This window comes from Protofrankia sp. Cj5 (assembly GCF_917627405.1).
Lineage (GTDB): Bacteria > Actinomycetota > Actinomycetes > Frankiales > Frankiaceae > Protofrankia.
The window spans coordinates 1-12,438 of the sequence record NZ_CAKJTO010000062.1 but is presented as its reverse complement, the minus strand read 5'-3'; the positions used below and the strand labels follow the sequence as shown (position 1 = coordinate 12,438).

The 12,438-nt window shown below is 68.0% G+C and carries 10 protein-coding genes; 2 read left to right on the top strand and 8 right to left on the bottom strand.

Annotated features, from left to right (window positions below):
- Positions 1-186: 186 nt before the first annotated feature.
- Together MJ777_RS14470 and MJ777_RS14465 are read right to left on the bottom strand one after the other, a co-directional pair.
- Positions 187-1,164, bottom strand: a complete 978-nt coding sequence (locus tag MJ777_RS14470; protein ID WP_239347931.1) for a DUF6777 domain-containing protein — start codon at positions 1,162-1,164, stop codon at positions 187-189.
- Positions 1,165-1,644: 480 nt separating this feature from the next.
- Positions 1,645-2,889 (bottom strand): ATP-binding protein, encoded by a 1,245-nt coding sequence (locus MJ777_RS14465; protein WP_239347930.1) that lies wholly within the window; start codon positions 2,887-2,889, stop codon positions 1,645-1,647.
- A gap of 148 nt (positions 2,890-3,037) precedes the next feature.
- On the opposite strand from MJ777_RS14465, the gene MJ777_RS14460 reads away from it, so the two are divergent.
- The gene (locus tag MJ777_RS14460) at positions 3,038-3,265 is read left to right on the top strand and encodes an antitoxin (RefSeq protein ID WP_239307985.1); all 228 of its coding nucleotides are present in this window, start codon (positions 3,038-3,040) and stop codon (positions 3,263-3,265) included.
- Positions 3,262-3,660 carry a TA system VapC family ribonuclease toxin gene (locus tag MJ777_RS14455; protein WP_239307986.1) on the top strand — a complete coding sequence of 133 codons (399 nt, stop codon included), beginning with the start codon at positions 3,262-3,264 and terminating at the stop codon, positions 3,658-3,660. The genes MJ777_RS14460 and MJ777_RS14455 overlap by 4 nt, the downstream gene beginning before the upstream one ends.
- Before the next feature lie 229 nt (positions 3,661-3,889).
- Here the strand turns inward: MJ777_RS14455 and MJ777_RS14450 are convergent, their stop codons facing one another.
- The 6 genes from MJ777_RS14450 to MJ777_RS14425 form a co-directional block, all read right to left on the bottom strand.
- On the bottom strand, positions 3,890-5,326 hold the full coding sequence (locus MJ777_RS14450; RefSeq protein ID WP_239376743.1) for a glycosyltransferase family 2 protein: 1,437 nt from the start codon (positions 5,324-5,326) through the stop codon (positions 3,890-3,892).
- Positions 5,323-6,366, bottom strand: coding sequence for a HEAT repeat domain-containing protein (locus tag MJ777_RS14445; RefSeq protein WP_239376741.1), 1,044 nt, complete (start codon positions 6,364-6,366; stop codon positions 5,323-5,325). The genes MJ777_RS14450 and MJ777_RS14445 overlap by 4 nt, the downstream gene beginning before the upstream one ends.
- The gene (locus MJ777_RS14440) at positions 6,363-8,426 is read right to left on the bottom strand and encodes a response regulator (RefSeq protein WP_305039419.1); all 2,064 of its coding nucleotides are present in this window, start codon (positions 8,424-8,426) and stop codon (positions 6,363-6,365) included. Before MJ777_RS14440 ends, MJ777_RS14445 begins: the two co-directional genes overlap by 4 nt.
- Positions 8,414-8,794 (bottom strand): response regulator, encoded by a 381-nt coding sequence (locus tag MJ777_RS14435; RefSeq protein ID WP_239307990.1) that lies wholly within the window; start codon positions 8,792-8,794, stop codon positions 8,414-8,416. The genes MJ777_RS14440 and MJ777_RS14435 overlap by 13 nt, the downstream gene beginning before the upstream one ends.
- A gap of 102 nt (positions 8,795-8,896) precedes the next feature.
- A complete protein-coding gene (locus MJ777_RS14430) occupies positions 8,897-10,771 on the bottom strand; it encodes a response regulator (RefSeq protein ID WP_239376739.1) in 1,875 nt (624 codons plus the stop codon).
- A complete protein-coding gene (locus tag MJ777_RS14425) occupies positions 10,683-11,786 on the bottom strand; it encodes a hypothetical protein (RefSeq protein ID WP_239376737.1) in 1,104 nt (367 codons plus the stop codon). Before MJ777_RS14425 ends, MJ777_RS14430 begins: the two co-directional genes overlap by 89 nt.
- Between the last annotated feature and the right edge of the window lie 652 nt (positions 11,787-12,438).

Below are 12,438 nucleotides of genomic sequence, written 5' to 3'. Positions count from 1 at the left end.
CCCGTGACCCCAAGCGAGCCCTCCACATCCTGGCCCTCTGACCCCCGCCGACCAGCCACAACACACCTCACGGACTTTGAAAAATCCCTACCGTTATGCCGACCTCGGCATAACGGCGATTTGCTGGCAGTGGACGTGTCGCCTTGATCGCTTGATTCCACCCCGGTTGAGACCGCCCAACAGGCTCTACGAGGGCGGGGCTTGAGTAACCGGGGGCGAACGCCTTCTGGTATTCGGGGCCGGCGCGCTTTCCGTTGGCGCCACGGGCTCGGTCGTCGACGGCGCAGGCTCGGTCGTCGACGGCGCGCTTTCCGTCGGCACCGCGGACTCGGTCATCAACGGCGCACTTTCCGTCGGTGATACAGGCTCGGTCGTCGACGGCGCACTTTCCGTCGGCACCGCGGACTCGGTCGGCGTCGGCGGCGGCGGCGCAGGCGTGGTCGGGGCGGTCTGCGTGCCCGCCTGCGGCAGCACGTACCGCGGACCGTCTTCGGCCCCGGAGGTACCGATGGGGCGATCGAAGACCGAGCCGCTTGACAGATCCCTGAGGGTGAAACTGACAATGGCCACGGTCACAGCTGTGACAGATGTGACGGTTGCGCGGGAGAACGCCGGCCACGGTGTACCGATATACCTGAGGCCCTCGGTCGCAGTCGGTTGAGTAAGCGGATTTCCACAATTACATTTCGCTACCGGCTTCCCATACTTGTCAACAATCACCGCAGTGCCGGCCTGGATGACAGCGGGCGTCGACCGGGCCTTCCCATCGACAAAAGAATAGTTGGTGAGATAGGTGTCATACTGAAGAAACACCGGAGTAAGCCCGGCCAGATAGTCAGGAATGTCAGCCGCCAGGATTCCCAGTACGCCCGCCCAGGCAGCAGCCCGGTCGGGGTGTGTCGTGAGATCCATGCCGAGTTCCTTCGTATCGCATGCGGATTCGTTGTGCATCCCCCCGTACAGCCCTGCGGTGTCCGCCCGGAATGCACCACTTATTCCACGTGGCGGCGTCACGTCCGTCCGGTCGGTGGCCGCGGTCCGCACGAAAGGAGCAGCGCCGGGCGCCGATGCCGGCGTCAGGTCCACGTCCACCCCGGATTTCCCACCGCCATGGATATGGATACGGGCCACTGCGAAACCAGTAACGCTCGCAACGAGAGTCATGGCAAAAAATATCTGTACAGACATTGTAAAAGAAATTCTCCCGCGCCCGCCAGGTGACGACGGTTCTTTCTTGGTCAATCTCATGTGACCCCCAGTCCACGGGCCGCGAGAGATTTCCCGTTCACGGCTCCGCCCTCGCCTCTCGCGCACATGGTCAGGTGATCGTCCCACGTACAGACAGAGCACGCCACTCGGTCTATCCGCGCCGGCGGTCATGGCATATCCGGAACAGTCGTCGGCTCTCCGTCGGGTATACCGGATATCGACGGTGGACTTTCTTATCCGGGATAAACCGCCGTCCATCGAACGACTCAACTTTCACTACTACGCTACGTCGATCTCCTATTCCAGACGGATGGTATGGAATGGGTCGCCGGTACAGTGATCACGATTGACGACGTTCGCGCCCTAGAGGAGGTCCCGTCAACCCGATCCCCAGTCGATGATCATCAGGTCGTAGTTGCCGGTCCGACGGGACGTTCACGTCCCGGTCGCCCACAGGGCGGAGATCGGCAGACAGGCCAGCCCGTCGCCGAAGCTGAGTGATTGGGCACCGCAGTAGAGCACGAACCCAGCGTGGAATCGTTCACCGAGCCGCCGCTGCAGGAGCTTCAGGCCACGGAAGTCCTCCGCACGCACCGTCTCCGCGGCCTTCACCTCAATACCAACAACCCGGCCGGCGTTGTCCTCCAGGAGCCCGTCCACTTCGTACTGGTCCCGGTCACGGTAGTGATACAGCCGGGCGGAGGTCTGGGACCAGGTCAGCTGCCGTGCCAGTTCGCTGAGGACGAAGTTCTCGAGCAGACCGCCAACAGGCCCATCAGTGTTGGGGCTCGTAGCCAGGTAACTGGCGAGGCCGATGTCCACGAAGATGACTTTGGACGTCGCGACCGCCCTCGTCGTGAGGTTCGTCGACCACGCCGGCACGAGCCGTACGAGGTAGACCGTCTCCAGAATGTTGATGTAGCTACGGACCGTCGGGGCCGAAAGGCTCAGCTCGCTTGCGACACGGCTGATGTTGAGCAGGCCGCCGGTCTGCGCGGCCAACAACAAAATGAGCCTGCGCATCTCACCGGACTTCTCGATGTCGGCCACCTGCCTGATATCACGGCTGAGCAGGTCCGAGACATAGCCCTCGAAGAACCGCTGCCGTCGCCGCGGGTTCTCTCGCCGCCATGCTTCCGGGTAACCGCCCCGGGCCATCCTGGCCAGGTAGTCCTTACGTTTCAGCGCCGACGGCTCGCTGCGCAGGTCGGCGCCGAGCGCGAAAGCGGCGTCGACGAAGCCGTCGGGGGCATCGTCGATCTCGCCCTGGGACAACGGCCAGAGTTCGACGGTCTCGGATCGACCGGGCAGTGCATCGGGCAGGCTGCGCAACGCGAGCAGGCGCGCGGATCCGGTCAGCAGAAATCGACCGGGCCGAGGGTCACGGTCGACGAGGTTCTTGATTGCCAGCCAGAGATCGGGCACTCGCTGCACCTCGTCGATGAGCATCAGGCCGTCGTGGTTGATGAACCGGACAGGGTCCTCGGTAGCGGCGGCGCGGGTCGCCGGATCATCGAGAAACCGTGCCACCCCGCCGGCCCGCGCCCGCAGCACGACCTCGGCCAGGGTGCTCTTGCCGACCTGGCGGGCACCGTTGACGACCACGACCCGTGTGTCGGTGAGCGCCTCCGCGATCAGGTCCACTGCTCGTCTGGGTACATAGCCAGCAGCCCTGCGCACGAGGTGATCGTAGCAGCATCCCTTCGATCTGCCGAATCTCGATCTTTAGATCTGCCGGCTCCACGTCTTTCAATCTGCCGAATATCGATCTTCAGATCTGCCGAAATTGCATCTCTGCATCGTGATGTATAGATGCTACGATGACGGCATGCGCACCACCATCGACCTACCAGAGGATCTTCACCGGCAAGCTATGTCGATCGCCAGGGACACCGCACGGACCTTGAGCGAGACGGTTGCCGACCTCATGCGTCGCGGCCTGGGGCACGGTAGTGCGGCGGAGATATCCCGAAGCGAACGGACCGGTCTCCCCGTGGTGCACCTTGGCACGGTCATCACGACCGAAGAGGTTCGCGCTCTGGACGACGACCAGTGACCACCCTCCTGGACGCCAACGTGCTGATTGCGCTCGTTGTCGCCGACCACGTCCACCACGACACCGCCGAGGCATGGCTCGCCAGCGCCGCCGGCCACTTTGCGACCTGCCCCATCACCGAGGGCAGCCTGGTACGCCTGCTCATCCGCGAAGGTCAGTCCGCACAGACGGCAACAGCAGTCGTGTCGGCGCTGACCAGCGACCCCCGCCACGAGTTCTGGCCGGACGAGGTGTCCTACCGCGCCGTGTCGATGAGGGGTGTCATCGGGCACCGGCAGGTGACCGATGCATACCTCGCGCAGCTCGCCCGTATACATGACGGCCGTCTCGCAAGCTTCGACCAGGGGCTGGCCAAGCTCCACGACGATGTCGTCGACCTGATCCCCACCCGATGAGCCGGCGAGTTCAAACGGTCGTAGCAACATATCGATGTCGCTATCTATCGATAGTAGGACTATTCTCTTTCGTTGATTTATTTGTGAAAGAGACCAACTTTGACGAAGAGCGCCCGGCAATAGGGGTGCGGATCAAGGAGCGGAGCTGGGGTGCGTGTGGCGCGAGGCGGCGGCGGGAGCCACCCTGGTGCTGGGTTCGGCTCGACGATCGTTCTTCATCGTGATCGACTCACTGGAATGGTACTTCTGCGGCGTGTCCCTCTGGTGGGTTGAAGCCGCGCCGGACCATGGTTCCCCAGTCCTGCCGGCCGCGCAGGAAGTTGAGGATGCCACGCAGCCGCCAGATGACGGTGAGCTGGCGGTAGCCGAGGTTTTCCAGGACGGACCAGGAGATGAGCAGGGCAAGATCGAGGGGATTGCCGGGGCCGTGGCCGGTGCTCTGGTCGAGGAGGACCGCGCTGAGGCTCAGCAGGACTCCCCAGCCGTAGGCAACGAGGAGGAACAACGCGGCAAAAGGCAGATTGATCGCCCCGAGGGCGATGGCCGCGACAAGCCCGAGCAGGCCGAGCCCCTCGATGACGGGGCCGAGCAGCTCGACCAGCACGAAGTAGGGGAACACGAGCAGGCCCAGCACGCCCCAGCGGGGATTGAGCAGCAGGGATCGATACCGGCGGAGCACGTCGGCGAGGCCTCGTTGCCAGCGGTCGCGCTGCCGGCCGAGCACCGCGAGGGATTCCGGTACCTCGGTCCAGGCGATCGGGTCGGGCACGAAGACGACCCGGCTCGGACCGCCGGTGGCCAATCCGTGGCTGCGCAGGTGCACGACGAGTTCCATATCCTCGCCGACCGTGTCGTGGACGTAGCCGCCGAGCGCCTGGATCGCGTCACGCCGGAAGGCGCCGGAGATGATGAGGTTGCCGCCGAGCTGGTTCCAGCCGAGCCGGCCGTACAGGAAGGCTCGCAGGTACTCGACCCACTGGATGCCAGGCAGCGGGCGTCGCGGCACGTGGACGGACTCGACCCTGCCGCCGCGCACGGACGCCCCGTTCACGACGCGGATCGTGGCACCGGCGGCGACGACATCCTCGGCGTCCAGAAAAGGGCGCAGGATCCGGAGCAGCGCGTCTGGTTCGAGGATCGTGTCGGCGTCGATGGCGCAGACCAGCTCCCCGGTGGCGACGTTCAGGCCGGCGTTGAGCGAGTCGGCCTTGCGGCCGTTGTCCTTGTCCACAACGAGCAGTTGGGGGTTGGTCCTCGACTGGTAGAGCCCGCGGATGGGCTTGGTGGCCACAACCCGGCGGTAGATCGGATGAATCGGGCTGAGCTCGAACTCCCGCTGGAGCACGGCGAGCGTCGCGTCGGTGCTGCCGTCGTTGACAAGCACCAGCTCAAGATTGGAGTAGTGCAGGGTCAGCAGCGAGCGGACGCTGGTCGCCACGGTTGCCGCTTCGTTGTACGCGGGGGCGAGCACGCTGAGCCGGGGTACCGCCGCGGATCCGAGCAGCGGGTCCAGCCGTTCCCCGCGGATCATGTACCGGTGCCGGACCAGCTCCCGGCCCGCGCCGCAGAGCAGGAGTGTCTGGTAGCCGTTCGCGACGAGGAAGTACCCGAGCACCACCCAGGTCAGTCCCGACAGCAGCGCAGCCAGCGCATCGGACGGGCTCATGGCGTCGATGCCAGGTACGGGAGATCCAGCACCTGGCGGGCCATGTCCGCCGCGTACGGGTCGGCCTGCCGCAACGCCCGCCGAAGATAGAGGTACCCCGCCGGGCCCATCCGCCGCAGCGCGAGCGCCGCGTGCCGGCGGACCTCCCAGCTGGGATCCGCCAATGCGTCAGCCACCGCGGGTGCGGCGGGCCAGTGGCCGAGCGCGCCGAGGCCCCGGGCAGCCGTCGCGCGGACGGTCACGTCCGGGTCGCGGAGCAGTTCTGCCAGGCTCGCGACCGCTTCGGCGCCACCGATCGCCGCGACCACCTCGGCGGCGCGGGAGCGCACGGACGGATCGGGGCTGCGGCAGTGCAGGAGGCCGGGGGCGAGCAACGCGGGTTCCGCTAGTCCGGCCGCGACCTCGAGCGCGCTGGCCAGCCGGTGGACGTCCGGTGCGGTGAGGTAGCGCACGAGCGGGCGCACACCGCGACGACCGATCCGCAGCAGCGCGGCCTTTGCCGCGAAGCGGCACCGGAGCATCGGATCATCGAGCATGTCCACCAGCCGGTCCGCGAGTGCCGGGTCGGGATGGTCGACAGCCCAGGCCGCGGCGGCGGCGCGTACCTGGGGGTGCGGGTCGGCAAACAGCGCGGGCACGGTATCGGCACCCTCGCCGAGCAGCGAGAGCGTCCGGACCGCGCGTAGCCGCCGCCACCAGCGGCGGCTACGGCACCACCCCGCGGCCTCGCCGATCAGGTCGGCGGAGCCGGCCTGTCGCAGGACCAGCTCGGACGCGGTCCCGTGCACGGGACCGGTGAGATCGGCGAGGGTGGCCAGCCGCAGCCGCCGCGGCAGCTGCGCGAACCGGTGGGACAGCTCTGCCGCTGGCGTCTTGGTGCCACCTCCGGCCTGGGAGCCCATGACCCGGGCGAGCCGGGCCCGGTCGCGCCGCCGGCGCGCGGCGGCGTAGGACGCGGTCGCGGCGAGTGCGGCGAGCAGCAGCACCAGCACCAGCGCCTCGGTGGCCACCACCGCGCGAAGCAGCTGGACGATCGTCATGACGCGATTACCCGCCGTACCCGTTGCAGGAGAACGGGGACACTGAACGGCTTGGCGATGTGGTCGGCCGCGCCCTGCTCGAGTGCCTCGAGGACTTCCGGCTCGGTTGACCGTACGGTCAGGACGATGACTTTCGAGGTAGCGAGCACACCGTCCCGGCGGAGCTGGCGCAGCACGTCGAAGCCGTTGACCTCGGGCAGGTCGACGTCGAGGAGGATGAGCCGGGCGCGCATCCGGTCCGGTCCGGTGAGCCGGCGCAGCGCCTCGCGCCCGTCACCCAGGCACACGACGCGGTAGCCGCGCGTCTCCAGCGCGTGGGTGAGCAGGTCGGTGAGTATCGGGTCGTCGTCGACGACGACCACGTCGGGCATCCGCTGGCGGTCAGCCACCGTGGGCTGCCAGCCGGCGGGCAGGACCCGGTCACCGGTGAGGCCCTTGGCCTGGTAGAGCGCGTGGTCCGCGGCCCGGTAGACCTCGTGCAGGCCACGCCCGTCAACGCCGTACTCGGCCACCCCGGCGGTGAAGGTGACCCGGAAGGGCGGGCTGTCACCGGCCCGGAACCGTTCCTGCCTGAACGCGGCGAGCGCGTCGGCGACACGCGCGACACCGTCATCGCGGGTCATGCCGTACATGCCGAGCGCGATTTCCTCGCCGCCCCACCGCGCGATGACGTCGTCGGCGCGGAAGGACGCGCTGAGCACCGCGGCGAGCCGTTGCAGCACCCGGTCGCCCACCGCATGCCCGTACCGGTCGTTGACCCCCTTGAACCGGTCGAGATCGAGCAGCGCGAAGGTCAGCGGCAGGTGGGTCTGGCGGGCGGTGGCCTCGAGGCGCTCCATCTCGTGCTCGAACTTGCGGCGGTTCGTCAGCCCGGTGAGCGGGTCGGTTTCGGCGAGCGCCTGATACAGCCGGACGCGATCAAGCCGATTCCGGACGCGGGTACGCAGCTCGGCTCCCCTCATCGGCTTGGTCACGTAGTCGTCGGCGCCGGCCGAGAACACCTCCTGGACGGTATGCGGGTCGGTGGCGGCGGTGAGGACGAGCACGGGCAGCCCGGCCCACCGGTCGTCACCGCGGACGAGGCGGCACAGCTCGATACCGGTGACGTCCGGCATGTCGACGTCGAGGAGTACGAGGTCGGGCCTGCTCCGTTCCAGCACATCCCAGAAACGCAGCGGCTCGGCGAGGGTCGTCAACCGCAGGGCGTCGTCCGCGAAGATGGCATGCAACGCCGCCAGGATGGCGGGATCGTCGTCGACGGCCAGCAGTCTCGCCACTCCCTGCTGGCGGCGGTCAAGCGCGGCGGTCAGTGCGGCCGCCAGGCGGTCGGGCGCCAGTGAGTGGGGCAGGAAGCCACGAGCGCCGGCCCGAGCCGCCTGTACCCGGTCGCCGAGGACATTGGTGCCACCGATGACGAGCATCAGCGGGCTGGGCTCGCACCGGTCGAACTCACTGAGCAGTTCCAGCGCCGCGCCGCCGGGCAATGCCAGGTCAAGCACGACGACGTCGGGACAGTCGGCCAATGTCAGCCGAGCGGCCGCCGCGCCGGACACGGCCGTGCACTGGAGGCCGCGGGCCGTGGCGGCTGCCTCGATCGGCTCGATGACCTCACTGTCGGCGTGGACGACCAGCAGCCGTGACCTGTCGTCCCGTCGCGCCCCTGCCGGGACGCCATCGCCAGCGACAGTAACGCCGTCGGCAAGGGCGGCGGCGGCGCCGCCAGGCGTGGTGATCTCCTGCCGTATCCCCTCGAGCAGGCCGCATCCTCGCAACAGCGCCGCGTGGTCCCGCGGCCCGTCCGCGGCCAACATGCGCTCGAGGTCCCGGGCAAGATCGGAGGCGTGACCGAAACCGAAGGTACCAGCTGATCCAGCGAGTTTGTGCGCCTCGCGTGCGGCGCGTTCCCGGGCCGCCTCGTCGAGGCGGCCCTCCAGCAGCGCGGCGACCGCATCGTCCAACACGTCGATCCGGGCGAGCAGCGCGGGCCCGGCGCGCTCCCAGACCGCCCGCACCGCGCGGGAGACGTCCGCATGCCGGGGAGGCGCGCTCAGTCGGTCCACGCCAGGCAGGCGGCCACCTGGTCCGCCAGGTTCATCGGGTCGAACGGTTTGGTCAGCACGCCGGCGACGTCCTGAGCGGCCCAGCGCTGCCGCTCGCTGCTCTGGACCTTCGCCGTGAGGAAGACGACCGGGATCATCCGGGTCAGCTCCTGTGCCCGCAGCCGCGCCAGCGCCGTCGGACCGTCCATCCCCGGCATCATCACGTCGAGCAGGATCGCGTCGGGACATCGTGCCGCCGCCATGACCAGCGCCTCCTGCCCGCCGCTCGCCGTACTCACCTCCCAGCCGCCGACCATCTCCAGGCTCATCTGGGCCACCTCGCGGATCGCCTCGTCGTCGTCCACGACCAGGATGTGATGAACGCTCACGGTCCTCCCCGCTCATCTCGTAGACCCGTCCCTCCATGCATGCGGAAACCTGGGGCCGCTGGCCGCGCGGCGGCGAACGGATCGCGCCGCCGCCAGCCGCCGTCAGCCCTCCTGCCGATCATCGGCCTGCCGGCCGATGCCCTCCCCGACGGCGGGCTGGGTATCGGTGATCCGGTTGAGCAGTTCGACAACGCGTTGCTCGAACTCCTCCGGCTTGGTGCGGCTCTTGGTCATGAAATGGGTTTCGCCGAGCATCAACCGGCGTCGCTCATCGTCACTCAGGTCCAGCGCCGTATAGACGACGACCGGCACACCACGGAGACGGTCGTCCCGGCGCAGCCGGTCGACCACGCCGAAGCCGTCCAGCTCGGGCAGGTCGAGGTCGAGGACTATCAGTTGCGGCAGCAGACGCTGGCTGAGCTCCACGGCCTCCTCCCCGGTCACCGCGAGGACGGCCGCCAGGCCGCTGCCGGCGAACCTCTCGATGAGGACCTGGCCGAGCCCCTCGTCGTCCTCCACCACGAGGACGCGACGTGGGTGCGGCTGCCCGTCGAGGACTCGCTCGAGAGCCGTGACCAGTTCGCCAAGACCCAACGGCTTGGGTATCCACTCGTCGGCGGCGGGAACAGCGTTGCTGTCGTCCGGGGTGAGCCCGGACAGGATGACAATCGGGACATCCGCGGTCCGCGGCCGTCGTTTCAGCTCGACCGCGGTCTCCCAGCCGTTCAGTCCCGGCATGAGCAGGTCCAGAACGATCACGTTCGGCGGGTCGGCTGTCGCCCGCTCCAGTGCCTCACGCCCCGAGCTGGCCGACACGACGCGGTAGCCCTGATCTACCAGTACCGTGCGCAGGATCTCCAGCAAAGCCGTATCGTCGTCACAGATCAGTACCGACCGTGGCTCACGGCTGTGCGCCATCGGGTGAACCGCCGGTAGCTGGAATGAGAAGGTCGCCCCGCGCCCCGGCTCGCTTTCCGCCCAGATACGGCCGCCGTGCTGTTCCACGATTCCCCGGCAGATCGCCAGCCCCAGCCCGGTGCCGCCCTTCTGCCGGGAATCGGAGGCGTCGATCTGCTCGAACCTGCCGAACACCTTCTCCAGCGCGTCCGCCGGAATCCCGCGGCCTTCGTCGCGGACGCGGAACAACTGGCCGCGGTCCCGCGGCATACTGCTGATCGTCACGGTGCCGCCGCGGGCGGAGAACTTCACGGCGTTGCCGATGAGGTTCGTCAACGTCTGGTTGATCCGGTCCGGGTCCGCCCACACCGCGCCACTGGTCACGTCGGTGCGCAGGATCACCCCTGCTTCGTCGGCGAACGCCGCCAGTTCGGTGACGGCGGCGGCGAGCAGGTCGGCGGCCTCGCAGGTACGCCGCTGCAGCACAAGCCTGCCAGCGGACATCCGTTCGACGTCGAGGATATCGTTGATCAGGCGAATCAGCCGGTCGGTACTGTCCACAGCGACGTCGGTCATCCGCTGTGCCCGCTGCGGAAGACCGCCGAGCACCCCGCCGGCCAGCAGGCCGAGCGCACCGCGGATCGACGTCAGCGGGGTTCGGAGCTCGTGGCTGACGACGGAGATGAACTCGTTACGCATTCGCTCGACTACCCGTCGCTCGGTCACGTCTCGGAACACCACCACCGCGCCGGCGACAACCCCATCATCCATGATCGAAGTCACCGTGTGCTCAGCGGGAAAGGTCGTGCCGTCGGCCCGGCAGTAGTGGATCTCAACCGACGCACCCTGCCTGTCCTCCGAGGGCCGCGCCACAGACGACGCGACCCGGCCATCAGCTGACCGGCCGGCGGCGGCCGGGGCCGTCACGATCAGTTCATGGGGCTGACCGACAACCGCGTCCGCTGTGCTGCCCAACAGGCGCACGGCCGCGTCATTGACGAAGGTGACGCGGCCGTCGACGCCCACGCCATAGATGCCGTCCCCGGCCGAGTTGAGGATCAGCTCCTGTTGACGGGTCAACCGCTCCAGCGCGTTTCGCTGCCGCCCGAGCCCGCGGGTGAGACTGGCGTTGGCGAGGATGGTCAGGACCCGCCCGCGCGGTGACGAGCCCGAGCAGAGCGACGCCGAGAGCCGCGAGCAACGGCACATAGGTCCCGCCCGCGTCGCGGAACCCGTTGACAATTCCCCAGCTCAATGCCGCTAGCGCAAGTGGGTACGGCAGGATCTCGACCACCAGCCGCGCGCGGCCCAGCCGGGCGGGGGTGGGTGTGTGCTGTTTCGGCAGGGTGGTCGTGAGCGCCGCGACAGCCGCGAAAGCGATCAGTAGATAGCCGCTGATCCCGACCGCGTCCAAGGCTGTTCCTGTGCTGTTGCGACCGGTCGCCTCGAGATAGTGGTCGCCGACCTCGCCCGTGGCCTGCGCCAGCACTCCCGCGGCGACCAGCACCAGAGGAAGCCGGCCGCCCGGCCGGCCGCGAAACCCCAGCGCCACCACCGCGCCGATAATGACGACGTGGCCGATGATGTGGACGACGGTGATGTGTCGCTCCATGCCGGCGATCGTGTGGGGGCGGTAAATGGGCTTGAGAAACCGTTCCCAGGTCAACAGCAGCACCGCCAACGCAATGATCACTCCATCGATGGCGACACGGGCACGTTCGACCGCCCCCAGGAAACCGTTCGCAAGAACGATCACCGCGGCCAACACGAACGGGACCGCGGCCAGCTCGCCGATGTCCACCGGAAGCGGCGGGGACGAGTCCGTGACCACCAGCGAGACGAACGCGACGACCTGGGCGACGCTCAACGAGGCGACCGCGGCGGCGAGCAGCGCCCAGCCGAGCCGCTCCTGGCCGCGGTGACAGCGGCCGGCATAGGCGCACAGGGCAGCGGCCAGGAGCGACACCGCGACGAAGGCGCTCCGCGAGACGACGCTCCTGGTATAGGCGCCGCCGAAGTCATTAAGATCCCAGCTGGCCAGCGCCACGATGAGGGCGCTGGCCAGCACCACGATGAGGGCGCTGGCCAGCACCACCGCGGATCGCCACACTCCCGCCGCGCTGCCGGACCGCCCACCCGCGGCCTCGGATCCGCGGCCTGTCCCGACCGAAACCTCCGCCGTCTCCGTCTCCGTTTCCGTTTCCGCCTCCGCTCCCGCTCCCGGGCACAGCGCGCCGTCCTTCGACGCGGTCTACCGATCGACCACGGATGCTCCCGATGCCCGGCGACGCAGGAAGGAAACCGCCCGAACCAAGCACTACCCTGAGTCTTCTATCAAGCACTAATGGTTACCTTGATTCGCTCGGATCGCCACCGCAGCGCGAACCAGGGCCCGTAGGCCGGCCCGAGGCGGAGATCCCAGGGCGGAGATCCCAGGGCGACCACCGTCCGCGCGCACTCGACCAGCACCGCCTCGTCGCCCCCACTCGGGACGATGATCACCCCGCAACACCGGCACATCATCAAGATTTTCCGACGCTCGGTGATATTTGGTGATATGCGATGGCCTTCGGTACCGGCGCCGGCCGAGCATCGGGCGCATGACCGCCCGGCCCGACTCCACAAAAAAATTAATCCAATACACCAATAAATCTCATGTGCCAATCAAGACCATAGCGGCCGTACTGGACAACGCCCGGCCAAACACCTGTGTGAGCTGCGCAAATGTACCGGCACACCGTAAAAGT

Bases quoted from the DNA above. Each gene is read 5' to 3' on its own strand.
- MJ777_RS14445 (WP_239376741.1), bottom strand. From the start codon at position 6,366: ATGACGATCGTCCAGCTGCTTCGCGCGGTGGTGGCCACCGAGGCGCTG.
- MJ777_RS14450 (WP_239376743.1), bottom strand. From the start codon at position 5,326: ATGAGCCCGTCCGATGCGCTGGCTGCGCTGCTGTCGGGACTGACCTGG.
- MJ777_RS14470 (WP_239347931.1), bottom strand. From the start codon at position 1,164: ATGACTCTCGTTGCGAGCGTTACTGGTTTCGCAGTGGCCCGTATCCAT.
- MJ777_RS14460 (WP_239307985.1), top strand. From the start codon at position 3,038: ATGCGCACCACCATCGACCTACCAGAGGATCTTCACCGGCAAGCTATG.